27 protein-coding genes and 1 pseudogene are annotated in these 24,367 nt (G+C 63.7%); 15 read left to right on the top strand and 13 right to left on the bottom strand.

Annotated elements, in window-relative coordinates; all coding sequences use genetic code 11:
- Positions 1-158: 158 nt before the first annotated feature.
- From NKI15_RS12670 to NKI15_RS12660, 3 genes and pseudogenes are all read left to right on the top strand, one after another.
- Positions 159-780 (top strand): annotated as a pseudogene (locus NKI15_RS12670) (IS1595 family transposase); the annotation flags it as partial.
- A gap of 404 nt (positions 781-1,184) precedes the next feature.
- Positions 1,185-1,385 carry a hypothetical protein gene (locus NKI15_RS12665; RefSeq protein ID WP_352738044.1) on the top strand — a complete coding sequence of 67 codons (201 nt, stop codon included), beginning with the start codon at positions 1,185-1,187 and terminating at the stop codon, positions 1,383-1,385.
- Positions 1,386-1,664 carry a hypothetical protein gene (locus tag NKI15_RS12660; protein WP_352738047.1) on the top strand — a complete coding sequence of 93 codons (279 nt, stop codon included), beginning with the start codon at positions 1,386-1,388 and terminating at the stop codon, positions 1,662-1,664.
- Positions 1,665-1,787: 123 nt separating this feature from the next.
- Here the strand turns inward: NKI15_RS12660 and NKI15_RS12655 are convergent, their stop codons facing one another.
- The 4 genes from NKI15_RS12655 to NKI15_RS12640 all read right to left on the bottom strand — a co-directional run bounded on the left by NKI15_RS12655 (position 1,788) and on the right by NKI15_RS12640 (position 3,647).
- Positions 1,788-1,979, bottom strand: a complete 192-nt coding sequence (locus tag NKI15_RS12655) for a hypothetical protein (protein WP_352738049.1) — start codon at positions 1,977-1,979, stop codon at positions 1,788-1,790.
- Between the two features lie 452 nt (positions 1,980-2,431).
- Positions 2,432-2,935, bottom strand: a complete 504-nt coding sequence (locus tag NKI15_RS12650; RefSeq protein ID WP_023673764.1) for a hypothetical protein — start codon at positions 2,933-2,935, stop codon at positions 2,432-2,434.
- A gap of 156 nt (positions 2,936-3,091) precedes the next feature.
- Positions 3,092-3,397, bottom strand: a complete 306-nt coding sequence (locus tag NKI15_RS12645) for a hypothetical protein (RefSeq protein WP_081731383.1) — start codon at positions 3,395-3,397, stop codon at positions 3,092-3,094.
- Positions 3,375-3,647, bottom strand: a complete 273-nt coding sequence (locus NKI15_RS12640; RefSeq protein ID WP_023673765.1) for a DUF4242 domain-containing protein — start codon at positions 3,645-3,647, stop codon at positions 3,375-3,377. Before NKI15_RS12640 ends, NKI15_RS12645 begins: the two co-directional genes overlap by 23 nt.
- Positions 3,648-3,891: 244 nt before the next feature.
- Here NKI15_RS12640 and NKI15_RS12635 point away from each other — a divergent pair, with 244 nt between their 5' ends.
- Positions 3,892-6,480, top strand: coding sequence for a helix-turn-helix transcriptional regulator (locus NKI15_RS12635; RefSeq protein ID WP_352886177.1), 2,589 nt, complete (start codon positions 3,892-3,894; stop codon positions 6,478-6,480).
- Between the two features lie 217 nt (positions 6,481-6,697).
- Here the strand turns inward: NKI15_RS12635 and secA are convergent, their stop codons facing one another.
- The gene (gene secA / locus NKI15_RS12630) at positions 6,698-9,430 is read right to left on the bottom strand and encodes a preprotein translocase subunit SecA (protein ID WP_023672992.1); all 2,733 of its coding nucleotides are present in this window, start codon (positions 9,428-9,430) and stop codon (positions 6,698-6,700) included.
- Between the two features lie 244 nt (positions 9,431-9,674).
- Between secA and NKI15_RS12625 the strand changes: the two genes are divergently transcribed.
- Positions 9,675-10,595 (top strand): peptidylprolyl isomerase, encoded by a 921-nt coding sequence (locus tag NKI15_RS12625; protein WP_023686683.1) that lies wholly within the window; start codon positions 9,675-9,677, stop codon positions 10,593-10,595.
- Between the two features lie 46 nt (positions 10,596-10,641).
- Here NKI15_RS12625 and NKI15_RS12620 read toward each other — a convergent pair whose 3' ends face one another.
- Together NKI15_RS12620 and NKI15_RS12615 are read right to left on the bottom strand one after the other, a co-directional pair.
- Positions 10,642-11,229 (bottom strand): TetR/AcrR family transcriptional regulator, encoded by a 588-nt coding sequence (locus tag NKI15_RS12620; protein ID WP_023704295.1) that lies wholly within the window; start codon positions 11,227-11,229, stop codon positions 10,642-10,644.
- Between the two features lie 139 nt (positions 11,230-11,368).
- Positions 11,369-12,598, bottom strand: a complete 1,230-nt coding sequence (locus NKI15_RS12615; RefSeq protein WP_023704294.1) for a caspase family protein — start codon at positions 12,596-12,598, stop codon at positions 11,369-11,371.
- Positions 12,599-12,767: 169 nt separating this feature from the next.
- Between NKI15_RS12615 and argJ the strand changes: the two genes are divergently transcribed.
- The 5 genes from argJ to NKI15_RS12590 all read left to right on the top strand — a co-directional run bounded on the left by argJ (position 12,768) and on the right by NKI15_RS12590 (position 15,917).
- Positions 12,768-14,009 (top strand): bifunctional glutamate N-acetyltransferase/amino-acid acetyltransferase ArgJ, encoded by a 1,242-nt coding sequence (gene argJ, locus NKI15_RS12610; RefSeq protein WP_023704293.1) that lies wholly within the window; start codon positions 12,768-12,770, stop codon positions 14,007-14,009.
- Positions 14,010-14,038: 29 nt separating this feature from the next.
- Positions 14,039-14,788: a GNAT family N-acetyltransferase gene (locus NKI15_RS12605; RefSeq protein WP_352514792.1), complete on the top strand. Its 750-nt coding sequence runs from the start codon at positions 14,039-14,041 to the stop codon at positions 14,786-14,788.
- Positions 14,785-15,201 carry an 8-oxo-dGTP diphosphatase MutT gene (mutT, locus tag NKI15_RS12600; RefSeq protein WP_023685791.1) on the top strand — a complete coding sequence of 139 codons (417 nt, stop codon included), beginning with the start codon at positions 14,785-14,787 and terminating at the stop codon, positions 15,199-15,201. Before NKI15_RS12605 ends, mutT begins: the two co-directional genes overlap by 4 nt.
- A gap of 97 nt (positions 15,202-15,298) precedes the next feature.
- Positions 15,299-15,607 carry a hypothetical protein gene (locus tag NKI15_RS12595; protein ID WP_023686679.1) on the top strand — a complete coding sequence of 103 codons (309 nt, stop codon included), beginning with the start codon at positions 15,299-15,301 and terminating at the stop codon, positions 15,605-15,607.
- Positions 15,608-15,734: 127 nt separating this feature from the next.
- The gene (locus tag NKI15_RS12590; RefSeq protein ID WP_023672984.1) at positions 15,735-15,917 is read left to right on the top strand and encodes a Flp family type IVb pilin; all 183 of its coding nucleotides are present in this window, start codon (positions 15,735-15,737) and stop codon (positions 15,915-15,917) included.
- A 12-nt stretch (positions 15,918-15,929) separates the two neighbouring features.
- Here NKI15_RS12590 and NKI15_RS12585 read toward each other — a convergent pair whose 3' ends face one another.
- Positions 15,930-16,802, bottom strand: coding sequence for a methyltransferase domain-containing protein (locus tag NKI15_RS12585; RefSeq protein WP_352514745.1), 873 nt, complete (start codon positions 16,800-16,802; stop codon positions 15,930-15,932).
- 72 nt (positions 16,803-16,874) lie between these two features.
- Between NKI15_RS12585 and NKI15_RS12580 the strand changes: the two genes are divergently transcribed.
- The 4 genes from NKI15_RS12580 to NKI15_RS12565 all read left to right on the top strand — a co-directional run bounded on the left by NKI15_RS12580 (position 16,875) and on the right by NKI15_RS12565 (position 19,339).
- Complete coding sequence (locus NKI15_RS12580; protein ID WP_196814971.1) at positions 16,875-17,660, top strand: ComF family protein; 786 nt, start codon at positions 16,875-16,877, stop codon at positions 17,658-17,660.
- A gap of 22 nt (positions 17,661-17,682) precedes the next feature.
- Positions 17,683-17,964, top strand: a complete 282-nt coding sequence (gene grxC, locus NKI15_RS12575) for a glutaredoxin 3 (protein WP_023672982.1) — start codon at positions 17,683-17,685, stop codon at positions 17,962-17,964.
- An 86-nt stretch (positions 17,965-18,050) separates the two neighbouring features.
- A complete protein-coding gene (locus tag NKI15_RS12570) occupies positions 18,051-18,917 on the top strand; it encodes a carbon-nitrogen hydrolase family protein (protein ID WP_352514744.1) in 867 nt (288 codons plus the stop codon).
- Complete coding sequence (locus NKI15_RS12565) at positions 18,914-19,339, top strand: DUF1178 family protein (protein ID WP_023672980.1); 426 nt, start codon at positions 18,914-18,916, stop codon at positions 19,337-19,339. The genes NKI15_RS12570 and NKI15_RS12565 overlap by 4 nt, the downstream gene beginning before the upstream one ends.
- Positions 19,340-19,343: 4 nt before the next feature.
- On the opposite strand, the gene NKI15_RS12560 is transcribed toward NKI15_RS12565, so the two are convergent.
- The gene (locus NKI15_RS12560) at positions 19,344-19,829 is read right to left on the bottom strand and encodes a MarR family winged helix-turn-helix transcriptional regulator (RefSeq protein WP_023672979.1); all 486 of its coding nucleotides are present in this window, start codon (positions 19,827-19,829) and stop codon (positions 19,344-19,346) included.
- 101 nt (positions 19,830-19,930) lie between these two features.
- Between NKI15_RS12560 and NKI15_RS12555 the strand changes: the two genes are divergently transcribed.
- Positions 19,931-20,821: a DMT family transporter gene (locus NKI15_RS12555; protein WP_352514743.1), complete on the top strand. Its 891-nt coding sequence runs from the start codon at positions 19,931-19,933 to the stop codon at positions 20,819-20,821.
- 85 nt (positions 20,822-20,906) lie between these two features.
- Here NKI15_RS12555 and NKI15_RS12550 read toward each other — a convergent pair whose 3' ends face one another.
- The 4 genes from NKI15_RS12550 to NKI15_RS12535 all read right to left on the bottom strand — a co-directional run bounded on the left by NKI15_RS12550 (position 20,907) and on the right by NKI15_RS12535 (position 24,236).
- Positions 20,907-21,239, bottom strand: coding sequence for an MmcQ/YjbR family DNA-binding protein (locus NKI15_RS12550; RefSeq protein WP_352514791.1), 333 nt, complete (start codon positions 21,237-21,239; stop codon positions 20,907-20,909).
- A 25-nt stretch (positions 21,240-21,264) separates the two neighbouring features.
- Positions 21,265-22,014 (bottom strand): bifunctional 2-polyprenyl-6-hydroxyphenol methylase/3-demethylubiquinol 3-O-methyltransferase UbiG, encoded by a 750-nt coding sequence (ubiG, locus tag NKI15_RS12545; protein ID WP_023672976.1) that lies wholly within the window; start codon positions 22,012-22,014, stop codon positions 21,265-21,267.
- Between the two features lie 84 nt (positions 22,015-22,098).
- Positions 22,099-22,398 (bottom strand): antibiotic biosynthesis monooxygenase family protein, encoded by a 300-nt coding sequence (locus NKI15_RS12540; RefSeq protein ID WP_352443928.1) that lies wholly within the window; start codon positions 22,396-22,398, stop codon positions 22,099-22,101.
- Entirely contained in the window at positions 22,395-24,236 is a 1,842-nt protein-coding gene (locus NKI15_RS12535; RefSeq protein WP_352886176.1) for a CHASE3 domain-containing protein, read from the bottom strand. The genes NKI15_RS12540 and NKI15_RS12535 overlap by 4 nt, the downstream gene beginning before the upstream one ends.
- Positions 24,237-24,367: the final 131 nt, after the last annotated feature.

Below are 24,367 nucleotides of genomic sequence, written 5' to 3'. Positions count from 1 at the left end.
CCAAGGTTTCGGTGTAGCGGAGACACATTAAGAAAGGGTGGGCAGGTGCGGGTGCGCTTCCCCTTCTCACAGTACCGCAAGATCGTGCCACAGACGGTGCTTTGGCGTAGTAGAAACGGATGCGCCGGAACGGAGCGGCATGTCGGCCGTCCAGTTTTCGCGATCTGGACGTGCAGTACGAGACTGCTTTTGTGCTTCACACGAGCTACGCGAAGCCCTGTCGGCTGAAGCCAAGAACGAAACCCTTGAAGGCGAGGTCGAGATTGACGCCGCTTACTTCGGCGGCGTGTGCGCCCAGCGACCGCGTGGAGGACCGCAAGGGCGTCGCGTGAAAGCGAACCAGTCAGGCCGCCGCCGCGTTGTCATCGCAGTGCGCGAGCGCACTGGCGCACGTTGACGTTCATAGGCCACCGCGAAGCCGAAGGCGTGGACGTTGCCCGCGCGCATGTTGGCTGGCACCAAGCTGTTTGCCGCGAGGCGAGCCGTTGGGGCGTGCTGGAAGGCGAATTTGCGTCGACCCGCATTAACCATTCGGAAAGCTACAGCGGCTGCCACGGCAAACATACGAACATGGTGGAAAGCTATTTCAGTCGCCTGCGTCGCATGGGCGCTGGCCAGCACCACCACGTTTCGCACCGCTACCTCCACCAGTACGCCAATCAGGCCGCATGGCTTGAGGATCACCGTCGCGGGTCAAATGGCGGAAATGCCAATGCCCTGCCTGGCGTCGCGCTCAATCATGCAGTGAGCCGCGTTTGGGCTGGGTACTGGCAACGCTAGGTTCGCGTCGAATCAGGTTGTAGTTTGTGCAGTGCACAATCTAGACGAGTCGACCAGAATCAGGTTATAGGAGAGAAAAATATGCAAAGATCGCAAAAATAGGCGCGGTGGGAGGAACCAACCAAGCCTCTGAATATACAGATCTTTTTCGCCCTTACAATATATTGTGGCAGGGTATGCTTGGCGCTGCCTTGACTCCAGCCCGACCCGAGACTCTTATCCATTCCGTGAGGGGATACATCCTCTCGCCTGATACGACAAAGCCGGGGCTCGCAACCCCGGCTCCGTATCGGTAACCGCAGTGCTTTGAACGGCTTGCGGCTAGTCGGTATGTACAGGCGGGACCCTACTCGCAATCGACTCGCTGTCAAGTCGTCCAAGCGTCCTAAAAGGAGTTTAGGATAATGACGACAGACAACAAACCACCATACCAGCTTACATATGATGATGCAGTCGACGTTTGGCTACGTCATTGGGCTGGGCAATATCAGCATCACATTGCCGCCGTCTACGCCGTCAATCCGGGCCGCGTGAATGACGTTCTCAAAGGACGAAAACACGAAGGTGCCGAACATGTTGCCGCATTGAAGCGGAGGGCTGCTTAAATGGCGAACTTCGTTCTCACATACGACTTGAATGGGCCTCGTCCGTCTCACAAGGAGATGGACGACTTCCTGAAGGCGCTGGTGGTAAACCGGGGCCGAATCCTCGAAACAGTATGGTGGGTTGATTATCCGGGTACGGCTGCGCAGCTCCGTGATCGGGTGAAAACCATTCTCGGTCCAGAGGACCTTCTATTGGTGATCGAAGCCAAGAGTGCGGCATGGACAAAGCTCCTTGTCACGAACGCTGTGTTCAAGACAGCATTTGAGAAAGCGGCCTAACGGACCGTTAATGAGCGGCGGGCGGCTTAGGTTGCCCGCTGCTTTTGTTTTTGCGACGCCGCCGGACCGTGGCGTTATTGACGCACTGCTTTACCCGTTCGACAAGCGACGGTTCCGAGCCTTTCATTGCGACAATGCGCCGGGCCGTTCCTTGTTGGTCTTGCTGCCTTCCGCCTCGCACTTCAGGATCAACCGGTAAAGCTCGCCCTGGCGGAAGCGGCTGGGCTGGCGTCGCAACCGCGTGATCTGCGACGGGTCGCCCCTGTAGCCAAGGATCAATAGCACCGCGTCTATGTGCTGTAGCTGGTCAGCCATGTTCGCCCCGTTGAACCGGATTGCGCCGGATATTTCCGCGCCACCAGCGTGTTGATGGCGTGTTCCTATCGGGTGGAGCGGACGAGGCCGAAATGGTGCGGCTGAAGGCGGCGTAGAACGGATGCGCCAAGCCGAAGCGTCGTTAAGCAAACAGCAGAGAATCACCTAGGAAAACGAAAAACCCGCCTCGGCGGCGGGTTATCGGCGCAAATCAGCACCATGGCGATAAGCATAGCATAGTTGCGGTCACAACGCCACAAGGGAGATGGAAACGCCTTCCGTGGCCACCGGCCCGTACATCACAGCGTTGGGTTTGGCGACGAGGGCGGCATAAAAGGCGAGCGAACGCCGGGGAAGACTGGGGAGCCGGTCGGCGTTTCGCTCGCCCCTCCCCGCCAAGGGGGATGGCCAGGCACCGGGTGTCCGATGCCAGAGGTGTCACATGGGGAAGATCACATCCCCTTCATCGCGTCGCAGGACACGTTCGGGTTCATGTCGGCGAAAGCGCCGGTCGGGTTCTGTTTCCAGGCCCAGACATGCAATTCGTAGAACGGGCCGAGGCCGTAGCGATTGGGGGCGCTGTTGAAGTTGAACAGCTGGCCTTCGAGCGAGGCCGGGCCCTTCGAGGTGATGTATTCGACCGCTATCAGCTTCAGGCTGCCGTCGGCCGTCGGCTCGTACATCACCGCTTCGGGCTTGGCGACATCGACGGCATCGTCCTTGAGATAGGCGCCGTTGACATAGTGGATGCCCATGGCGCCGCCGGTGATGCCGCTGGCGCAAGGGATGGGGGCATAGCCTTCGGCAGTGGCGGCTGCCACATTTTCGAAGCGGCTGTTGGCGGCGCGCACCTTTTCGGCCAGCGGGTTGGCGTCGTGCGCCTGGGCGGCCGCACCCGCCGTGATCGAGATGGCGGCGAAAGCCGCGAAGCGTGTCGTCCAAAGAGTTATGGTCATGGTCTTCCGTCCGTTTGTTGACGCTCGAGGCGACGGCGGCCGATCAGGCTGCCCGAAGCTGCGGCGTTGGTTTAGGATTTGGTTTGTCCGTCCCGGTTCATGCGATGCGGCTTCCGTTGTCGGGCTTTGGCCGCAGCCCTTAAAAACCGTGAAAAATCAACGATCCCAAAAGTAATATTGCCAATATTCCTGCGGGACGTCCCGCTCCGATAGCCCGATGTCGCGCCTCAGATAGTCGCCTTCCGGGGGCAAGCGCCGCCTTTCAGACAGATACGCAGGCAGCTTCGACGCGAACCGCCATAGACGGCCGAGCACGGAGGTTGGCCGGCCGGTCTTTCCCAGGACAGGCCCGATTCCACCGAGCGGCAGGCCATCAGGCAGTTCGCCATGGCCGCGAAGGACAGTTTGATGCTCATCACCGTGGCGACCGAACGCAGGATCAGAGGTAAAAGTAAGGGTCAAGAACCCGCACCTCCGTGATCTTGTCGACCGGCAGCGAGTTTTTCTGAGCGGTGCTGCGGATAGCTTCGGGCGTCGGCGCGTCGTAGATGCAGAAGCTGTGCTTCTTGTCGGGCGTGACGAAGGACTGGATCCAGGTGACGCCCTTTTCGGCATTGCGCATGACGACGCCGCCCACCGCGCTGGCGCCGATGTCGGTCATCGGTATGTTGAGGCCGTCCGGAAATGTGCGTTCAATCAGGTAGCGAGGCATGGAAGGTTTCCTTTTCCATTGGTTCACGCTCGATCGGAGCGCGGCTGGACGTTGACCACGCCGGCCCGGCCCGCGCATCGGAACGATTCCCCATATTTGGCGGGACGATTCCCTATATTGGCGTCGTTCTTTGTGGAAAGAGGCACGGCAATGTGTGCAAAGTCACATTGCGTCGCTTTCTTCACGGGCTAATCGTGAGCGGCCCGCCATGGTGGGAAAACTCCGATCGTATGAGACGATGATAATGATGCTTCTGGAACGGCAGACGCAGCTGCAGCAGTTGGAGAGCCTGCTTGGCGATGCAATAGGCGGCCATGGCCGCGTCGCCGTGCTGGCCGGGGAGGCCGGCGCCGGCAAGACGGCGCTTGTCGAGGCATTCGCGGCCCGTGTCGGAGAGAGCGCGGCGACGTTGCGCAGCGCTTGCGAGGATCTGTCGATCCCCGATCCGCTGGGGCCGCTTTACGATCTGGCCCGTGAGGCGCAATGGGCGCTGCCGCGCGCAATCGACGCCCGGCATGGGCAGAGACTGCCGCTGTTTTCCGATGCGCTCGACGCTTTTGCGGCCAAGGGGCCGTGCCTGCTGATCATCGAAGACCTGCACTGGGCCGATGATGCGACGCTCGATTTCGTGCGCTTCCTCGGCCGGCGTATCGTCAACACCCACATCCTGCTGTTGCTGACGGCGCGCACCGACCGCAGCGAGGGACAGATGCGGGTACGCCGCGCCCTGGGCGAAATCCCGGCCGGCAGCGTGGCGCGCATCGACGTGCCGCTGCTCAGCCAGGCGGCCGTGCTGTCGCTCGCCGATGCGGCCGGCCGCGATGGCGACGCCATCTACCGGGCGACCGCAGGCAATGCCTTCTTTGTCACCGAATTGCTGTCGGCCGAAAACGAAACGGCGCTGCCGGCAAGCGTGCGCGACGCCGTGCTGGCAAGGGCCGAGCGGCTGTCGGTTGGCGCCCGGGCCATGCTCGACGCGGTGTCGGTGTTTCCGCGCCGCGCCGACGCCTGGGCCCTGCAGGGCCTGTGCGGCGTCGCCAGCGCCGGCCAGTTGGCCGAGTGTGTCGCCAACGGCCTGCTTGACGATCTGGGCGACGGCTACGCCTTCCGCCACGACATCGCGCGACGCGCCATCGAAATGATGCTGACGACGTCGCACAGGCGGCAGTTCAACCAGCGTGCGCTGGCGGCACTGCTCGAAAATGGCGACGTCTCCACAGGCCGCCTGGTGCATCATGCGGTCGAGGCGCACAATCTGGCGGCGGTGCGCGAATTTGCGCCAATCGCCGCGCGCGAGGCGTCGCGCGTCGGCGCCCATCGCGATGCCGCCGGCTATTACGAGATCGCCTTGCAGCAGGCCGACAGCCTGCCGGCCACGGAACGTGCGGTACTCTACGAAAGCCATGCGTTCGAGTGTCATCTCATCGGCAAGATCGACGACGCGCTTGCGGCGCAGGGCGAGGCGCGCCGACTGCATCAGGCAGACGGCAACAGGCTGAAGGAGGGCGACAGCCTGAGATGGCTCTCCCGGCTGAGCGAAATGGGCGATGACCGCGAGGCGGCGGCCGCCTTCGGCGCCGAGGCTGTGGCTATGTTGGAAGCGGCTCCCGCCGGTCCCGAACTCGCCATGGCCTATTCGAACCTTTCGCATCTGGCGATGCTTTCGGAGAGGGTGGAAGACACGCTGTTCTATGGCGAGAAGGCAGCGGCGCTGGCTGCGCGCATGAACCGTCCCGACATCGCGTCGCATGCCCTCAACAATGTCGGCTGCGTCGAGCAGTGGCTCAATCCGGATGCCGGACGCCTGCGCCTCGACGAAAGCCTTGAAATTGCGCTCCAAGGCAATTTCCAGGAACATGCCGCGCGCGCCTTCACCAACCGCGCCTGTTTCGAGATCACCCAGATGAGCTACGACGCGGCACGTCCGGTGCTCGAGAGCGGCATCCACTATTGCACCGAGAACGACCTCGGCACCTGGCGCGACTATCTCAGGGGCATGCTGGCCGATGTGCAACTGCGTCAGGGCCAATGGGATGAGGCCGCCGCGACGGCAAGCGATGTCATCGACAATGAGCGGACAACCACCGTGGGCCGGTTTCCGGCGCTGCTGGCACTGGCGAAACTGCGCCTGAGGCGCGGTGATCCCTCGGCCGAGCCGCTGTTCGCCGAAATGGCGCGTCTGGTCGGAAGCGGCGGCGACCTGCAGATGCTGAGCTCTTACGCGGCGCTGATGGCGGAGCAGGCATGGCTGGGCCTGGCCGACAGGCAAGAGGCGCTGGCGCTGATCACCCGCGCCGAAACGCCGGTGCGCTCGCGTGCCCATGTCGGTGAGCTGGCTCTGTGGCGAACATTGCTCTCTCCCGATATGCCGGCCGGCGACACCGCCGACATGGCGACACCATACCGGCTGCTTCTGACCGGCGACTGGCGTTCGGCTTCGGCACTCTGGGCCGAATTGAATGCGCCATACGAGCGCGGACTGGCGCTCATCCTCGGCGACGACGAGGGGCAGCGGCTGGCATTGGATATTTTCGACGGCCTGGGGGCAAGGCCGGCAGCCCAGCGCCTGCGCGATATCATGCGCAAGAACGGCGTTGGCGGCATCGCCCGCGGCCCGCGCCGCTCGACGCGCGCCAACCTCGCCGGCCTCACCTTGCGCCAGATGCAGGTGCTGCAGCTGATCGAACGCGGCCTGTCAAACAAGCGGATCGCCGAGCAATTGACGATTTCGCCAAAGACGGTCGATCACCATGTCTCGGCGGTGCTGGGCAAGCTGGATGCGGTGTCGCGCGGCGAGGCGACAGCGACCGCGCGCGATTCGGGGTTGTTGTGAGGTTTTGACGAGGGTTGGACCGAGAGGTCGCGATCCTTCGCGCCCCCCTCTGTCCTGCCGGACATCTCCCCCTCAAGGGGGGAGATTGGCTGTGATCAAGGCTTTCGCCAATTGTCGAAGTTGAAAAGGAAGTGGGGCCCGCAACTGCGTGATCTCCCCCCTTGAGGGGGAGATGGCCGGCAGGCCAGAGGGGGGTGCTGTCCCGCCGACCTAATGATCAAGCAAACGCGCCGTGGCAGTGCTTGTATTTCTTGCCGGAGCCGCAGGGGCAGGCTTCGTTGCGGCCGATCTTGCCCCAGGTCGCCTGGTTGTTCGGATCGCGGTCTTCGGGAGCGACGATGGCGTTGCTCTCCTGGCGGACCAGAAGTGCGGTCTCGCCACCCTCGAAATCGTCCTCGCCCGTGGTGCCGTCAATGTGGCTGCCGAACATTTCAGGCGCTTCGGGCGGCGGCGCTTCGGCGGCCTGGCGGACCAGTTCGACGCGCATCAATTGGGCGGTGACGGCCTGGCGCAGATTGCCGAGCAGCGCCTGGAACAGCTCGAACGCCTCGCTCTTGTATTCCTGCAGCGGGTCGCGCTGGGCGTAGCCGCGGAAGCCGACGACCGAACGCAGATGGTCGAGGTTGACGATGTGCTCGCGCCACAGATGATCGAGCGTCTGCAACACCACCGAGCGTTCGACATAGCTCATCACGTCTGGGCCGAAGCGCTCGGCGCGCTCCTTGGCGGCGGCGTCGGCGGCCTTGGTCAGGCGCTCGCGGATGTCGTCCTCGGCAATGCCTTCTTCCTTGACCCAGTCCTCGACCGGCAGGTCGAGATTGAGGAATTCGGCGACCTCGGCCTTGAGGCCGGCGACGTTCCACTGCTCGGCATAGGCGTTTTCGGGGATGTTCTTGGTGACGATCTCCTCGATGACGCCTTCGCGCATCTCGGCGATCGTCTCGGACAGGCCTTCGCCGTCCATCAATTCGATGCGCTGCTCGAACACCACCTTGCGCTGGTCGTTCGAGACGTCGTCGTATTTCAACAGGTTCTTGCGGATGTCGAAGTTGCGCGCTTCGACCTTCTTCTGCGCCTTTTCCAGCGCCTTGTTGATCCACGGATGGATGATGGCCTCGTCTTCCTTGAGGCCAAGCTTCTGCAGCATGCCGTCCATGCGCTCGGAGCCGAAGATGCGCATCAGATCGTCCTGCAGCGACAGGAAGAATTTCGAACGGCCGGGGTCGCCCTGGCGGCCGGAGCGGCCGCGGAGCTGGTTGTCGATGCGGCGCGATTCATGGCGCTCGGTGGCGAGCACGTAGAGGCCGCCGGCGGCTAGCGCCTTTTCCTTCAGGCGCTCGACATCGGCAATGATTTCCTTTTCGCGCGCCTCTCGCTCGGGACCAGCAGGCATGTCGCCCAGTTCGTCCTCGATGCGCATCTCGGCGTTGCCGCCGAGCTTGATGTCGGTGCCGCGTCCCGCCATGTTGGTGGCGATGGTGATGGCGCCGGGTTTGCCGGCCTGGGCGACGATGGCGGCCTCGCGCTCGTGGTGGCGGGCGTTCAACACCTCGAAATCCTTGAACCCTTCCTTGCGCAGGCGCTCGGCCAGCTGCTCGGATTTTTCAATGGAGGTGGTGCCGACCAGCGTCGGCTGGCCCTTGGCGCGCGCTTCCTTGATCTCCTTGACGATCGCCTTGTACTTCTCCTCGACCGTCCGGTAGACCTCGTCGTCCTCGTCCTTGCGGATGACCGGCAGATTGGTCGGGATCTCGGTGACTTCGAGGCCGTAAATGTTGCCGAACTCCTCGGCCTCGGTCAGCGCCGTGCCGGTCATGCCGGAAAGCTTCTTGTAGAGGCGGAAGTAGTTCTGGAAGGTGACGGAGGCCAGCGTCTGGTTTTCCGGCTGGATCGCCACATGCTCCTTGGCTTCGAGCGCCTGGTGCAGGCCTTCCGAATAGCGGCGGCCCGGCATCATGCGGCCGGTGAATTCGTCGATGATGACGATCTCGTCGTTGCGGACGATGTAGTCCTTGTCCTTCTGGAACAGCCGGTGCGCCTTCAGCGCGTTGTTGACGTGGTGGACGATGGCGACGTTCTCGACGTCATAGAGCGACTCGCCCTTGAGCAGGCCGGCCGCGCGCAGCAGGTTTTCCAGCTTCTCGGTGCCTTCCTCGGTGAAGATCGAGGTCTTCTGCTTCTCGTCGATCTCGTAGTCGGCTGGGCCGAGCTGCAGCATGAAGGCATCGATGGTGTTGTACATTTCCGAACGGTCCTCGAGCGGACCGGAAATGATCAGCGGCGTGCGCGCCTCGTCGACCAGGATGGAATCGACTTCGTCGACGATCGCGTAATTGTGGCCGCGCTGCACCATCTGCGCGCGCTCATACTTCATGTTGTCGCGCAAATAGTCGAAGCCGAGCTCGTTGTTGGTGGCATAGGTAACGTCGGACGCGTAGGCGACGCGGCGTTCCTCGTCGGACAGGCCATGGACGATGACGCCGACCGAGAGGCCGAGGAATTTGTAGACGCGGCCCATCCATTCGGAGTCGCGGGTGGCAAGGTAGTCGTTGACGGTGACGACATGGACGCCCTTGCCGGCAAGCGCGTTGAGATAAACGGGCAGGGTGGCGACCAGGGTCTTGCCCTCGCCGGTACGCATTTCGGCGATGCCGCCATTGTGCAGCACCATGCCGCCGATCAGCTGCACGTCGAACGGGCGCATGCCGAGCACGCGGCGGGATGCCTCGCGGACGGTGGCGAAGGCCGGCACCAGCAGGTCATCGAGCGTAGCGCCGTTGGCGATATCCTGGCGGAATTTTTCCGTGCGGGCCTGAAGCTCGGCGTCGGACAGCGCCCGCATCTCGTTTTCCATGGCGTTGATCGCCTCGACACGCGGCCGGGTCGATTTTACGCGACGATCGTTGGAGGAACCGAAAACCTTACGGGCGAGACCGCCGAGACTGACCATCCGATGGTCCTTTCGATAGAATTCTCAATTTTGAGATGAGCGCCGGCCGGCCCCATCAATTCCGCGTGAAACGCGGACAAACACAAAAAGCGCCCGGAAAACGGTTCTGGACGCAAAGTCGTTGGACAGATAAGAGGGGGCTCAACTGATGTCAACGCCGCGTTAGCCCTATGGGCAGCGCCAAATTCCGCCACAATCCGGCTGATCTGCAAGCCCTACCAATCCCCCCTTGGAGTTAATCTTGATGTCCTTACTGTTTCGCCGTGCGTCGCTCGCCAGCCTTGGCTTGGCTTTCGGCCTGTCGGCCCTGTCGCTGTCTCCGCTGATGGCCCAGGAAGCCGCTCCCGCCCCGGCCGATGCCGCAGCAGCGCCGGCGGCAGCCCCCGTCGATCCGAACGCCGTTATCGCTACCGTCAATGGCCAGAAGCTGACCGAGGCGGACCTTGGGCTTGCCGAGGGCGAGCTGTCGCAGCAGTTCTCGCAGTTGCCACCCGAGCAGCGCCGCGCCGCCGCCCTTTCGGCGGCCATCGAAATCCGCGTCATGGCCGCCCAGGCGGTCGCTACTGGGCTCGACAAGGATCCCGAATTCCAGCGCCGCATGGCGTTCCTGCAGCAGCGCGCGCTGCATGGCGAGATGGTCGAGAAGGGCGTCGTCGACAAGGTTACCGATGCCGAGGTGCGCGCCCGCTACGATCAGGAAATCGCCAGCACGCCGCCGGTCAATGAGATTCATGCCCGTCACATCCTCGTGAAGACGAAGGAAGAGGCCGAGGCGATTATCAAGCAGCTCGATGGCGGTGCCGACTTCCAGAAGCTCGCCAACGAGCATACCAGCGATCCCTCGGGCAAAACCAATGGCGGCGATCTCGGCTGGTTCGGCCCGGGGCAGATGGTGCCGGAATTCGACAAGGCGGCAGTTGCGCTCGAAATCGGCAAATACACCAAGGAGCCGGTGCAAACGCAATTCGGCTGGCATGTCATCAAGCTCGAGGACAAGCGCACCAAACAGCCGCCGGCCTTCGACGACGTCAAGGACCAGGCCAAGCAGGCGGTGATCCGCGACAAGTATTTCGCACTGGTCAAGCAGCTGCGCGGCGCCGCCAAGGTCGAAATCCCCGACGCCAATCTGAAGAAGGCCGTCGACACGATGGAAGCCGGCAAGTAAGGCCGGCACCGAAAAAACATGCAAAGGGCGCCGTTCGGCGCCCTTTTCAATTGCGGGAGATGCCTGACATCACATAGCGGACAGTGGCACGGATTGTCGCCTCATCTTCGTCCAGCCGGTTGGTCAAAAGGTGTTTCCAGGCATAGGAAGCGATGAGGTCGGCGACCAGCGCTGCGTCGACATCGGCCGCAACCTCGCCGCGCGCCTTGGCGCGCTCGATGATCCGAGCGGTGTGGGACACGCGCCCATCGGCATAGCCAGTCAGGGCCGCGGCCGCCGCTTCGTCCGACTGGGCCTCGGCGATCAGCGAGCGGAATACGCTGCCCGAGGATGTGTCGCGCCAATGCGCGAAGAGGTTCCTCAGGAAACCGACGAGGTCGTCTTCGAGACTGCCGGTATCGGGGACGTCGACACGCTTTTGCCGCTTGTAGACCTCTAACAGCAGGGCCGCCTTGCTCGGCCACCAGCGATAGATCGTGGGTTTGCCGGCGCGCGCCCGCCGCGCCACGGCCTCTATGGAGAAGCCGGCATAGCCGGCCTCGACCAGCACCGCCTCCGCGGCCTCGAGAATGGCCTCGGCGCTGTCTGGGTTGCGCCGCGCCCCGATCGATCTGCGCGCCGGATCCTCGCCCATGTCTGTCCTCGCCAACAATCTCGCCGGCAATCCTGGCCAACAATCTCGCCGACAATATAGGTGAGCTGGCAGGCAAACGAAACGGCCCGTTTCCAGCGCTTGTAGAAGCGGGTCTCACATTCGCCCTTCGCGGGGATTTTCAGTTCATCACTTGCGAGGTTTCCGAGTCGATCCGCCACTGGCCGTCGCTCTTCACCAGCCCAAGCGCGACTCGTGCCTTGCCGGTCATGCGCGCCGCCGATTTGTCTTTCGACATATAGTCGTAGCTCATCGCGAACACGGCTTCGGCGCGGTTCTCGCCCTGCCGCGTCACATTGAGGCTGCCGGGCTCGAGACTGAACGACCAGGATGCAAATTGCGCGAACCAGTCCGTCTTGAGCTTGACGACGGCGTCGCTGTCATAGCGCGTGCCGAAGATGGTGGCGGAAGGCGCATAGAGCCGCTTGACGGTCTCGCCGATCGCCGCGGCATCGGGCGCAAGATAGTCGTCGCGCAGGAATTTCTCGATTGCGGTCTTGTCGTCGCCTACAGACCGTTCGAGTGCCGCAACCTTTGTTTCGGGCGCCGGGGGGACGGCGGGCTTCGGCTGTGCAACCGTTTCGCCGCCGGGCACAAACTCAAACCGTTCGAGCAGCGAACCCTGTTCCCATGGGCGCTGTCCCTCGCGGGTTTCGGAGACCACGTCGCGGCGCACCGCGATCATCATGTCGTTGATGCTCTGGCCGGGCTCGGCCATGTGTCGCAGCAGGGCGGCGGCGAACGGCGAATTGCGCCCGGTGCCGTCCATGGCGACAGCGCCTGGCGCCGTCGAGAAGGCGATGAAGGAGCCGCGCGTCGAATCGAACTGCGCCAGACCGGCAAGCGCCGTTGCCGAGCGCGTGGTGGCGGTGCGGCTCAGGCTGCGGGCAAAGGGATTGTTGCGGCAGGCGTCAAGGAAAACCAGGCTGACCTTGGTCTGCTGCTCCATGATGTCGAGGACTTCGTCGATCGGCACGGCTTCGAGCTGCAGCTTGACCGGCATGTCGAGCCGGGCGTCGACCGGCACGATGTAGTTGCGCCCTTCCACCTGCAAGCCGTGGCCGGCGTAATAGAAAAGCCCGACGCCCGCACCTTCCAGCGCATCGGAAAATTCGCCGATCTTGCGCTCGAGTTCGCGCTTGCCGAGATCGTTGCCCTCGATGACGTCGAAGCCGATCGAGCGCAGCTTGCCGGCAATATCGAGCGCATCGTTGACCGGATTGGTGAGCGTGCCGGCTTCGGCATAGGTGCCATTGCCGATGACCAGCGCCACGCGCCGTTCCGGCTGCGCATCGGCGCTCAGGAGCAAAAGCCCCATAAACGCCACCGCCAAGATCACCAGCCTGCCCATGGCCGATATCATAACGCCAGAGGCCCCGCCGACGCCAACGGATTTGAAATGCAAGCTTAATCCCTGGTGGCTTGCCCACAGCGGCGGCCAAGAAAACGCCCTTGCGCCGGGCCGTGCTATCGGGCAAACCGGCCTTCGCCTAGCGTTTTTCCGTCGCCCGAGGTCCCCAATGTACGCAACGATTTCGCCGCTCGCGCCGAAGAAATATCCCAAAATGCCTGCCATTGAGGGCGTGCGCATCGCCACCGCAGAGGCCGGGATCAAGTACAAGAACCGTACCGACCTCTTGGCCATAGTCTTCGATGCCGGCACAGCGGTTGCCGGCGTGTTCACGAAGTCGAAATGCCCCTCGGCGCCGGTCGACTTCTGCCGCGAGAACCTTGGCGCCGGCAAGGCGCGGGTGCTTGTGGTCAATTCCGGCAACGCCAACGCCTTCACCGGCAAGAAGGGCCGCGCCTCCACCCAACTGACCGGCGAGGCCGCGGCCAAGGCCGCAGGCTGCACGCCAGGCGAAGTGTTCCTCGCTTCTACCGGGGTAATCGGCGAGCCGCTCGACACCACCAAATTCAGCCATTTGCTGGCCGGACTGGTCAAGGACGGCAAGCCGGATCTGTGGACCGAGGCGGCAAAGGCCATCATGACCACCGACACCTATCCGAAAGTGGCGACAGCGACGGTCAAGCTCGGCGACACCGACGTCATCATCAATGGCATCTCCAAGGGCGCCGGCATGATCGCGCCCGATATGGCGACTATGCTGTCCTTCATCGCCACCGATGCGCCGATCGCCGCCCCCGTGCTGCAGGACTTGTTGTCGCGCGGCACGGCCAAGACCTTCAACGCCGTCACCGTCGACAGCGACACCTCGACCAGCGACACGCTGCTGTTGTTCGCCACCGGAGCCGCTGCCAAGCGCGGCGCGCCCGCCATCAGCGATCCCAAGGATGCCCGTCTCGGCGCCTTCCGCCGGGCGCTGGGCAAGGTGCTCAAATCGCTGGCGCTGCAAGTGGTGCGCGACGGCGAGGGCGCCCGCAAGCAGGTCGAAGTCACCGTTACCGGCGCCAAATCGGCGCGCTCGGCCAAGCGCATCGCGCTGTCCATCGCCAATTCGCCGCTGGTCAAGACGGCGGTTGCCGGCGAGGACGCCAATTGGGGCCGCGTCGTCATGGCCGTCGGCAAGGCCGGCGAGCCGGCCGATCGCGACCGGCTGTCGATCTGGTTCGGCGACAACCGTCTGGCGCATGAGGGCGAACGCGACCCGGGCTACTCCGAGGAAGCGACCTCGGCCTATATGAAGCGCGACGACATTCGCATCCGCGCCGATATCGGTATCGGCCGCGGCAAGGCGACGGTGTGGACCTGCGACCTCACCAAGGAATATGTCGCCATCAATGGCGATTACCGGAGCTGATGGAGTTGGCTTCCAGGCATCCGGCAAGCATGCTCGCCATCGTGCGCCGCTACGAGGCTGCGGGGTTTCGCGCCTGGCCGGCGGCGGCCGTGCATTATGACGGCACCTGGGTGGTGCGGCTGACAGCCGGCCATCCGGCCAAGCGGCTGAACTCGGTCAACCCGCTCGATCCCGGCGACACCCAGCACATTGCCGAGCGCATCGGCCGCGCCCGCCGGCGCTTCGACGCCTATGGCAGGCCGCTGACCTTCCGCATCTCGCCGCTGTCGGGGCCGGACCTAGCCAAGCATCTCGACAATGAGGGCTGGAGCACATTCGACGAATCCCTGGTGATGCGGCTGCCGCTGGCGGACGCGCAACTGGCGCCGGCCATGGACCAGATTCCGCTGAAGGATATCAGCCGCTTTCTCGGCGCGTCGCTCAAGGTCAGCGGCTCGGATGCATCGCTGCGGCCCGGTCTTTCGGAAATCATCGGCGCTATCCAACCCGAAGTCGGGCTGTTTGCGCTGGAGGAAGGGGCCGACCCTCTGGCGGTGCTGATCTGCGTCCATGACGGCGATCTTGCCGGTCTGTTCGAGATCGCCACCGCCAAGTCGGCGCGCAATCAGGGCCATGGCCGCAACCTGATCCTGTCGGCGCTGAAGTGGGCGAGGCTGCGTGGCGCTCGCGAAGCCTGGCTGCAGGTCGAGGCCGGCAATGCGCCGGCGCTGGCGCTCTATCGCTCGCTGGGCTTCGACGAAGTCTATCGCTACCACTATCGCCGGCCGCCGGGCGCATGAGCGAGATCACCGGCAAACGCCTGCTGCTGGTCGCCGCGTGCGCGCTGGTCGATACCGATGGGCGGGTGCTTCTGGCGCAGCGGCCCGAGGGCAAACAGCTTGCCGGCCTGTGGGAATTTCCCGGCGGCAAGGTAGAGCCAGGCGAGACGCCGGAACAATGCCTGATCCGCGAACTGCAGGAAGAAATCGGCATCGAGACTGACATTCCTTGCCTGGCGCCGCTCACCTTCGCCAGCCATTCCTATGATGATTTCCATCTCCTGATGCCCCTGTTCGTCTGCCGCCGCTTCCGCGGCATCGCGCAGCCCAGGGAAGGGCAGGCGTTGAAATGGGTGCGGCCAAAGCAGATGCGCGACTATCCCATGCCGCCGGCCGACGCGCCGCTAATCCAGTTCCTCATCGACCTGTTGTGATACAAAGCCATTTCGCGGTCTGATCTAGCCAGCGTTAATGGAAGATTTATCTCGTCGTGAAAAATTGCGGCAAAGCGGGTTCGCGGGGAGCGATTGCATGAGCCTCGACAGGGAATGGGACTCGATCCGGCCAGATCGCAGCTTTCGCGCCGCCGGCGTCGGCTTATTGCGCGTCACGCTGTTGTTCGGCTCGGCCGCAGTGGCGCTGGCGCTGATCGCGGTCCCCGTGCTGGACAACCAGACGCGATCGTCCAGCCGCGATGCTCTTGCAGGCGGTCTCGACCCGATGAGCACGGGTTCGATCGGCTCGCGGGCCACCTATACGCTGCGCAGAAGCGTGCTGCAGCCCTCACCGAACTCAGTCTGCATCATCCGCGCCGACGGCCAACGCAGCGGCGACTGCTGACCAACAAGGTCGACACCAGCTTGAGAACTTCCTCAACGCAGGCCCATTTCACAGCCTGTTAAGCTTGTGCCGTTAACCTTTCTTAACAGGTCGGCGATATGGTCGGGGATGAGAGGGATCGACGATCATGAAGCCATTGCTGCGCCGATTTTTGCAGGACGAAACAGGCGCCACGGCCATTGAATATGGCCTGATCGTTGCGGTGCTGTCGCTTGCCATCGTCGGGGGTGTCGGCAAGGCCAGCAATGCGATCCAGTTTCTGTTCAGCGACAACAACAGCAGGCTCGCAAACGCCTTCGCCGAGCACTGATCCGGAGCGCCGTCACCGCCCGCCGGGGTTTTCCAGTATCGTCTTCAGCGAGACCTTCGCCGAACCCGGTTTCAAGGGCTTTTGCTGCGAGGCATCGGGCGCCCAGCCCGACATCCAGACGATGGAAAAGCTTGCCCTGATGCGGCCATCAGCGTCCGAAAAGCGTTCGGCATAGATTTCGGCGGCACGGGTAAAAAGCTTTCGCGCTCCCGGTCGCCGGCTGCGATCGGTCAGCGCGCTGGTTTCGCCCATCGCCCTGAGATCTGCAATGAGGTCGAAGAGGGTATCGTAGCGGACGGTCACCGTTTCGACGTCGGCCACCGGCAGCGCCAGTCCGGCGCGCTGCAGCAGTGCGCCGGCGTCGCGAACATCGGTGAAGGGGATGACACGCGGGCTGGCGCCGCCATAGAGTTCGGTCTCGGCGGCGAGCAGGCTTTCGCGCAATTCGGAAAGCGTGCCGGCGCCGGCAAAGGCGCCGAGGAAAAGCCCGTCGGGCCGCAGAGCGCGGCGGATCTGCACCAGCATGCCGGGAATGTCGTTCATCGCCTGCAACGACAGAAGTGAAACGACGAGGTCGAGGCTTTCCGGCTGGAACGGCACTGTTTCCAGCGGTGCTATCAGCCCTGGCCGGCCGTCCAGAAACGCTGGATCTGCCTCGACGCGCACGATCTCCGCTGCCTTGCCGCTTGCAGCGACCACGTCCGTTGCGTCCGGCGTCTGGCAAAACAGCACCGCGGCCTTGCCGAATTTCCGCTCGACCGCGCCGAGCCGGTCGGCAAGGTCTTCCGCCGCCCGCCGCATCAGAAAATCCGCGCCGGCTACGGGGTGGGCCAGCGCCCTGCGCTTGCGCGCCAGCCAAAGTTCAGTATCGATGATCGGCTGCAACGGTAGACATCCCTGTTTGTCTGTCTAGTGATATCCTGGCGCGGACGACAAAACCACGTGGCCGATCCGGTGATGGAGATCAAGAGCCTCGCTCAAACCATGTTGAAACTGGCCATGTTGGACTGGCCGGCGCGGATGCTGTTCCCGCCGGTCTGTGCCGGCTGTCGCAGGCACGTCTCGCAACCCGGCGTTTTGTGTGGTGCCTGCTGGCCGAAACTCAGGCTGCTGGAGCGGCCATGGTGCGCGGTGATGGGCACGCCATTCACGCACGATATGGGCGAGGGATTCCTGTCGGCCGAGGCGATCGCCGATCCGCCGCCGTTCGAGCGGGCGCGGGCGGCCGTGGCCTATTCAGGTGTCGCCCGCCAGATGGTGCAAGGTCTGAAATACCAGGATCGCACCGATCTGGCGCCGTGGATGGCGCGCTGGATGCTGCGCGCCGGCGCTGAGCTAATTGCAGACGCCGATGTCGTCGTACCGGTGCCGCTGCACTGGCGGCGCTTCTTTCGCCGGCAGTTCAACCAGTCGGCGGAGTTGGCAAGGGCGGTTGCGCAGCTTAGCGGGCTGCCTTTCTCGCCCTCGGCGGTCCGGCGCGTCAAGCTCACGCGCCAGCAGGTCGGGCTGGAGCGGCAGGAGCGCGAGGCCAATGTCCGCGCCGCCTTCCGTGTGCCTGCGGAAGCCGAAATCGAGATCACTGGGCGCCGCGTGCTTCTGGTCGACGATGTCTACACCACCGGCGCCACCGTGCGCTCGGTCGCCAGGGCGCTGAAGAAGGGCGGCGCCGGAGCGGTCGATGTGCTGACCTTCGCGCGTGTCCTGCCGGGGGACTTTCGGGCCGACGAGTCCGCGACTATATAAGGTCGAGGAAAGGCACGGACCGATGCTCGATGTGACGATTTACACCCGTATGATGTGCGGCTATTGCGCGGCGGCCAAGCGGCTGCTCGACCGCAAGGGCGTCGCTTACACCGAGCATGACGCTTCGTTTTCGCCGGAATTGCGCCAGGAAATGATTTCGCGGGCGCATGGCCGCTCGACGTTTCCGCAGATTTTCATCGGCGACACGCATGTCGGCGGCTCCGACGACCTCCACGAGTTGGAGGCACGGGGGCAGCTGGATAGGCTGCTTGCCAACGGCTCGACGACAAAGAGCGGTTCGTAGCGCCGCTCTATGTCTTTGTTTTTACGCAATTCCGGACGGAAAACCGTTACACACTTTTCCTGGAATTGCTCAAAGAGGACGTGACGATGGGTATTTTCAAGGCGGCGGCGATCCAGATGCGTTCGGGCGAGAGCCCCGAGCGCAATGCGGTCGATCTCGAACGGCTGGTGCGCGAAGCGGCAGGCCTCGGTGCAACCTACATCCAGACCCCGGAAATGACCGGTGCGCTGATCCGCGACAAGGAAGCCAGGGCTGCTTCCTTCACCTTGGAAGACAAGGACATCGTCGTGGCGGCCGCGCGCAAGCTCGCCAGCGAACTCGGCGTCTTCCTGCACATCGGCTCGACCGCCATCCTGCGCACCGACGGCAAGCTCGCCAACCGGGCGCTGCTGTTTGGGCCGGACGGCGCCACCGTTGCCACCTACGACAAGATCCACATGTTCGATGTCGACCTCGACAATGGCGAGAGCTGGCGCGAATCCGCCGCCTATGAGCCGGGCACCGAGGCCGTCGTCACCGAGATCGACGGCGCTAGGCTCGGCTTTGCCGTCTGCTACGATCTACGCTTTCCACAGCTGTTCCGCGCCGAGGCGATGGCCGGCGCCGACCTCTTGTCGGTGCCTGCCGCCTTCACCCGCCAGACCGGCGAGGCGCACTGGCATGTGCTGCTGCGAGCCCGTGCCATCGAGAACGGCGCCTACGTGGTTGCTGCAGCACAAGGTGGCCTGCATGAGGATGGCCGCGAAACCTATGGCCATTCGCTGATCGTCGACCCATGGGGTCGAATTCTCGCCGAGGCCGACCATGACGATCCGGAGGTGATCATCGCCGAGATCGACACGGCGCAGTCGTGGGCCGCGCGTAAGAAAATCCCCAACCTTAGGAATGCGCGCGATTTTGCCGTCAATGCCGGCGCAGTGGAAGCGCCGCGGCTCAGGGGCGCGGCTTCGTGATCCGCTTTGCCCTGATCTGCGAGCACGAGCACGAATTCGAGGGCTGGTTTCGCAGCAATGACGATTTCGACACGCAGAAGAAGCGCGGCTTCGTCGATTGCCCGAGCTGCGGCTCGCACAAGGTGCAAAAGGCGCTGATGGCGCCAGCCGTCTCCACCGCGCGGAAGCAGGAAACAATTGCGCTGGCCATGGGCGAAACCCAGAAGCAGGCTTTGGCGCAACTGAAGGCGATGGCCGAGAAGGTGCGCGAGAATGCCGACTATGTCGGCGACAAGTTTGCCGAAGAAGCGCGCAAGATCCATTTCGGCGAGAGCGATGCGCGCGGCATCTATGGCGAGGCGACGTTGGACGAAGCCAAGAGCTTGGCCGAGGATGGCATCGATTTCATGCCGATCCCGAGTTTTCCCGAGGAGCGCAATTGAGCGATCAGCTGGCGCTATCGATCAATTTGCCAAGCAACTGAGCCAGTGCCCCCCGCTCCGTGCCGGTGAGCCCGGCGAGGATTTCATGCTCGTTGGCGACGTGGGCGGTCAGGGCTTCGTCGATCAAGGCCAGACCTTTTTCGGTCAGTTGCACGACAATGCCACGCCGGTCGTTGGGGTGCGGGCCGCGCAGGATCAGTCCGGCCTTCTCAAGCCGGTCGAGCCGGTTGGTCATGGCGCCGGAGGTCACCATCGTCGCCTCGTATAGAGCGGTCGGTGTCAGCGCGTAGGGCTGGCCGGAGCGGCGCAGCGTCGCCAGCACATCGAATTCGCCGGCCTGCAGTCCGAAACGGGCAAACAGCGGGGCGAGGCGCTCGCGGGCGATTAGCGACGAGGCTTCGTTCAGCCGCCCAAGCACCAGCATTGGCGACACCTCCAGGTCCGGCCGTTCCCGCTTCCATTGCTCCACCGCCTTTGCCGCGCGATCCATCTGTCTCACCGCTAAGTATCTTGACGTTAAGAATCTTTGTGGTATGCTACCTCAAGATACAGTTTCGACCCAGTGCCGCAAGTGAGTGACGGGACCATCCGATGAAATTTCTCTGGGAATCGGCGCTTGGCCTGCTGGTCGTCACCGGCGGCCTGCTCGGCCTGACCCTGCCGCTCGGCAAGCTGGCGACGGCTGCCGGCGTTCCGGCCATGGTCTGGGCCTTCGTCATCTCGTTCGGCGCCGGGGGCGTGCTGCTGTGCGCGTTGCTCGCGAACGGCGAGCGCATGCGGCTCACCTCGCACAGACTGCGCTATTTCTTCATCACCGCCGCCGTGTCCTACGCCGTGCCCAATCTGCTGATGTTTTCGGCTATCCCGCATCTCGGCGCCGGCTATACCGGCATCATGTTCACGCTGTCGCCGGTCATCACACTGGTGTTTTCGATCCTGCTCGGCGTTCGACGGCCAAATACGCTCGGCAGTATCGGTATCGCCGTCGGCTTCATCGGCGCCGTCATGGTGGCGGTGACGCGCGGCGAGGCCGGCCAGCCGGCCGATGTCTACTGGGTGCTGGCCGGACTTTTGATCCCGGTCAGCCTTGCCGCCGGCAATATCTATCGCACCGTCGACTGGCCCGAAGGCACCGGTCCGATCGAACTGGCCGTCGGCAGCCACCTGGCCTCGGCGACGCTGCTGCTGATCGGCATTCTCACGCTGTTCGGCCTCGGCGCCTTCGCCCCGCTTGGCGCCGTGCCGCTGGTCGTCGTGGCGCAGGTCGCCTCGGCCTCGGCGATGTTTGCCTTCTTCTTCCGGCTGCAGGCCGTGGGCGGTCCGGTCTATCTCAGCCAGATCGGCTATGTGGCGGCGGCCGTCGGCCTGTTTGCCGGAACCATCTTCCTCGGCGAGCACTACCAGTTGCTGACCTGGGCCGGCGCGGTGATCATCACCATCGGCGTGATCATCACCACCAAGGCGCAGAGCCAGAAGGCATAGGGTCTTTGTTTACGCAATTCCCTAGGCAAAGCGCTATGCGCTTTCCCGGGAAACCGCTTCACACTTTTCCTCGAACTGCTCAAGCTTAAATTTGGCTCGCGTCGAGGCGCTTCCGTAGCGCCGGCGGGGCGACGTTTCGCCAGGCCGTCCGAACGGCGCTGCGGAATGTCTGTTCGTCGCAGGTTTCGAGCATGATCGACGTCCATCCCTTTTGGCCCCAGCCGCCTGTCACGGGCCTGAAAACCGATGGCTCAGCCGCGGCCATCATCTCTTGCTGGTCGCGGTCGAGCTTGACGACAGCACGGTCGGCTTCGGGCAGCGAGACGAAGATACGGTTGCGGACGCGGAAGTCAGCCTTGCCGAAATGCGATTGCTCGACCGTTTCGGGAAGATCGAGCGCCAGCTCTCGGGCCCTCATAGTGTCCACGGCCGCCCCCTTTCGTTCAGACCGATCGTTTTTCCGCCAGCACCATATAGTTGACGTCCATGTCCTTGGAGCGTGCCCAGCGGTCGGCGAGAGGATTGTAGGTCACGCCGGTGCGGTCGATGATGGTCATGGCGGCGCTGCCGAGCGCCTTTTCAAGCTCTTCGGGCCGCACCAGCTTGCCGAACTGGTGGGTGCCGCGCGGCAGCCAGCGCAGCACATATTCGGCGCCGATGATGGCCAGGCCCAGTGCCTTCAGCGTGCGGTTGATGGTGGCCACGAACATGATGCCGCCGGGCTTGACCATCTCGCCGCACTTGCCGATGAACAGGTCGACATCGGCAACATGCTCGACGACTTCCATGTTGAGGACGACGTCGAATTTCTCGCCGGAATCGGCCAAATCCTCAGCGGTCGTAGCGCGATAATCCACCGTCACGCCGCCTTCGGCCGCGTGCAGCTTCGCCACCTCGATGTTGGTTGCCGAGGCGTCGGCGCCGACCACTTCGGCGCCAAGCCTTGCCATCGGCTCGCACAACAACCCACCGCCGCAGCCGATATCGAGGAAACGCAGGCCTTCGAACGGCCGCGCCGCCCGCGGATCGCGGCCGAAGCGCGCCGCCACCTGGTCCCGGATATAGGCCAGCCGGACCGGGTTGAATTTGTGCAGCGGACGGAATTTGCCGTTCGGGTTCCACCATTCGGCGGCAAGCGCGGAAAAGCGTTCCACTTCTCCGGCATCGATTGTCGATCGTCGGGCCTCTGGCATGGGGCGGGTCTCCTCGGACGCTAGGAAGTCGGGTGCCGGGGCAAGAAAGTCAAGGCCGGTTTTTGCGACTGCTGGCTAGTCGACCTATGGCCTCGAGATCACAATCGCCGCATGTTCCATCGCAACACTTGCGGGATCGATGGCCCGCATCGCTTCGCAATCGCCGATCTCGGCCATGATCCGGCCTGCGGCGGCGAGAGCCTGCTCGCGACTTCGCCAGCGCACCACATCGACCCATCCGCCATCGTCCCGCCGCGCCAGACAGCGGTTTACGAAACCAGGTTGCCGCGCCAGCCAGTCGGCGACCAGGTTGTTGGCGGCGGCAAAGCCCGCTTCCGCTCCAGGTTTGAGGCGAAAGGTGACGATTTCCAGGGCCTCGGTCATCTTGCGTCCAGCACGTCGCGCAATTTCGCCGCCAGCTGCTCGATGGTGAAGGGCTTGGCCAGGAAATGCACGTCATGGTCGAGCACGCCATTGTGGACGACGGCGTTCCTGGTGAAGCCGGTGGTGAAGATCACCTTCAGCTTCGGCATGCGCGCCAGCGCCTCTTCGGCGAGCTTGCGGCCATTCATCACCGGCATGACGATATCGGTGAACATGAGCGCCACACCAGGGTTGTCGCCCAGCTTTTCCAGCGCTTCCTGGCCGCTTGCGGCATGAATGACGGTGTAGCCGAGTTCGCGCATGGCATCCGTGGTGGAAGCCCGCACGCGTGGATCGTCCTCCACGACAAGGATGGTTTCGGTGACCGGCACGGCAGGATTTCCGGCTCGTTCCGAAGATATGGCGGCCTCTTCCGGGCCGAAGAAGCGCGGCAGGTAGATCCTGATCGTGGTGCCTTGGCCGGGTTCCGAGCAGATCTTGACGTGTCCGCCGGACTGTTTGACGAAGCCGAACACTTGGCTCAGCCCGAGGCCGGTGCCCTTGTCGACCGGCTTGGTGGTGAAAAATGGCTCGAAAGCCCGCTCCATGACGTCCGCCGGCATGCCGGCGCCGGTGTCGCTGACCGCGATCATCACATACTGGCCGGCTTTGACCTCGGCATGGGTGGCGGCGTAGCCCTCGTCGAGGTGGCTGTTGGCGGTCTCGATGGTCATCTTGCCGTCCTCGCCCATGGCGTCGCGCGCATTGACCGCCAGGTTGAGAATGGCATTTTCGAGCTGGCTCGGATCGGCATGGGTCTTCCACAGGCCGCCAGCCAGCACGGTTTCTATGCGGATGGTTTCGCCGAGCGCCCGCCGAAGCAGGTCCGACATGCCGGTGACCAGACGATTGGCGTCTACAACCTGAGGCGCGAGCGGCTGCTGGCGCGAGAAGGCAAGCAGCCGTGACGTCAAGTTTGCGGCCCGGGTCGCCGCATCGGTCGCCGCTTCGATGAATTTCATGATGTCGTGCTCGCCCCGCGCCAGCTTGCGCTGGGCAAGGTTCATGGCGCTGATGATCACCGCCAGCATGTTGTTGAAATCGTGGGCGATACCGCCGGTCAGCTGGCCCACAGCCTCCATCTTCTGCATCTGGCGGATCTGCGATTCGGCCTTTTCACGCGTCTGGATTTCGTTGCCGAGCTCGATGTTCTTGCGCATCAGCTCTTCCTGGGCGATCGCCACTGCGCGGAACCGGCGGCGCGAAAGGCGAACCGTGTAGGCGCCAAGCAGGAAGATCGCCAGCAGCGCCGCTATCGAGCCGATGCGCAGCCAGTTTTCGACCCGGTCGGTGTGGGCGTCGCGCGCCGCGATGGCTGCGCCGCCAATGCGCCGGATCGTGTCCATGCTGGCCCGGATCTGGTCCATGGCGGCCTTGCCCTGGCCGCTGCGGACCAGTTCCAGAGCTTTTGCCGCATCGCCGCGATCGTAGAGTGCAATCGTCTCAGCCAATTCGGCCTGGTTTAGTGAAAGCGCGTCCTTGACGTGGTTGATCTGCTGTACGAGTTCGTCGTCCGGGGCGGTCATGCCGTCGATGCGGGCAAGCTGGCCCGGAATGGCGTCGACCGCCTGCCGATAAGGCTGGAGGTAGGATTTCTCGCCGGTCAGGAGATAGCCGCGCTGGCTGGTCTCGGCCTCCTGAGCCATGGCAAGCAAACCGGAAAGCAATTCCTGATACTCGACCGCCTCGCGCGCGGCCTCACGATTGGCTCTCTGGGTCTCGACCAGCACGGCGCGTGTGCCGACGATCAACGCCAGCACGGCGAAGCCGATGAACAGCGGCAGCGATTGCCACCGCATGGCGCGTCGAAGGCGAACAATCATTCGATATGCCGGACCAAAAGGAGTTTCCCGCGGGCAGCATTTGGTAAGCGGCGGCGGGGCCGAACGCAATATGCCGCGATCCTGAAGCCGGCATCCGCCGCCAGCCT

This window comes from Mesorhizobium sp. M0862 (assembly GCF_040319795.1).
Taxonomy (GTDB): domain Bacteria; phylum Pseudomonadota; class Alphaproteobacteria; order Rhizobiales; family Rhizobiaceae; genus Mesorhizobium.
Note: the sequence above shows the minus strand (reverse complement) of the source record. Positions and strands in the feature narration are given on the sequence as shown.

Excerpts from the sequence above, each read along its gene's own strand:
- NKI15_RS12665 (WP_352738044.1), top strand. The coding sequence starts at position 1,185 with ATGACGACAGACAACAAACCACCATACCAGCTTACATATGATGATGCA.
- NKI15_RS12660 (WP_352738047.1), top strand. The coding sequence starts at position 1,386 with ATGGCGAACTTCGTTCTCACATACGACTTGAATGGGCCTCGTCCGTCT.
- NKI15_RS12655 (WP_352738049.1), bottom strand. The coding sequence starts at position 1,979 with ATGGCTGACCAGCTACAGCACATAGACGCGGTGCTATTGATCCTTGGC.
- NKI15_RS12650 (WP_023673764.1), bottom strand. The coding sequence starts at position 2,935 with ATGACCATAACTCTTTGGACGACACGCTTCGCGGCTTTCGCCGCCATC.
- NKI15_RS12640 (WP_023673765.1), bottom strand. The coding sequence starts at position 3,647 with ATGCCTCGCTACCTGATTGAACGCACATTTCCGGACGGCCTCAACATA.
- NKI15_RS12635 (WP_352886177.1), top strand. The coding sequence starts at position 3,892 with ATGATGCTTCTGGAACGGCAGACGCAGCTGCAGCAGTTGGAGAGCCTG.
- secA (WP_023672992.1), bottom strand. The coding sequence starts at position 9,430 with ATGGTCAGTCTCGGCGGTCTCGCCCGTAAGGTTTTCGGTTCCTCCAAC.
- NKI15_RS12625 (WP_023686683.1), top strand. The coding sequence starts at position 9,675 with ATGTCCTTACTGTTTCGCCGTGCGTCGCTCGCCAGCCTTGGCTTGGCT.
- NKI15_RS12620 (WP_023704295.1), bottom strand. The coding sequence starts at position 11,229 with ATGGGCGAGGATCCGGCGCGCAGATCGATCGGGGCGCGGCGCAACCCA.
- NKI15_RS12615 (WP_023704294.1), bottom strand. The coding sequence starts at position 12,598 with ATGGGCAGGCTGGTGATCTTGGCGGTGGCGTTTATGGGGCTTTTGCTC.
- argJ (WP_023704293.1), top strand. The coding sequence starts at position 12,768 with ATGTACGCAACGATTTCGCCGCTCGCGCCGAAGAAATATCCCAAAATG.
- NKI15_RS12605 (WP_352514792.1), top strand. The coding sequence starts at position 14,039 with ATGCTCGCCATCGTGCGCCGCTACGAGGCTGCGGGGTTTCGCGCCTGG.
- mutT (WP_023685791.1), top strand. The coding sequence starts at position 14,785 with ATGAGCGAGATCACCGGCAAACGCCTGCTGCTGGTCGCCGCGTGCGCG.
- NKI15_RS12595 (WP_023686679.1), top strand. The coding sequence starts at position 15,299 with ATGAGCCTCGACAGGGAATGGGACTCGATCCGGCCAGATCGCAGCTTT.
- NKI15_RS12590 (WP_023672984.1), top strand. The coding sequence starts at position 15,735 with ATGAAGCCATTGCTGCGCCGATTTTTGCAGGACGAAACAGGCGCCACG.
- NKI15_RS12580 (WP_196814971.1), top strand. The coding sequence starts at position 16,875 with ATGGAGATCAAGAGCCTCGCTCAAACCATGTTGAAACTGGCCATGTTG.
- grxC (WP_023672982.1), top strand. The coding sequence starts at position 17,683 with ATGCTCGATGTGACGATTTACACCCGTATGATGTGCGGCTATTGCGCG.
- NKI15_RS12570 (WP_352514744.1), top strand. The coding sequence starts at position 18,051 with ATGGGTATTTTCAAGGCGGCGGCGATCCAGATGCGTTCGGGCGAGAGC.
- NKI15_RS12560 (WP_023672979.1), bottom strand. The coding sequence starts at position 19,829 with ATGGATCGCGCGGCAAAGGCGGTGGAGCAATGGAAGCGGGAACGGCCG.
- NKI15_RS12555 (WP_352514743.1), top strand. The coding sequence starts at position 19,931 with ATGAAATTTCTCTGGGAATCGGCGCTTGGCCTGCTGGTCGTCACCGGC.
- NKI15_RS12550 (WP_352514791.1), bottom strand. The coding sequence starts at position 21,239 with ATGAGGGCCCGAGAGCTGGCGCTCGATCTTCCCGAAACGGTCGAGCAA.
- ubiG (WP_023672976.1), bottom strand. The coding sequence starts at position 22,014 with ATGCCAGAGGCCCGACGATCGACAATCGATGCCGGAGAAGTGGAACGC.
- NKI15_RS12540 (WP_352443928.1), bottom strand. The coding sequence starts at position 22,398 with ATGACCGAGGCCCTGGAAATCGTCACCTTTCGCCTCAAACCTGGAGCG.
- NKI15_RS12535 (WP_352886176.1), bottom strand. The coding sequence starts at position 24,236 with ATGCGGTGGCAATCGCTGCCGCTGTTCATCGGCTTCGCCGTGCTGGCG.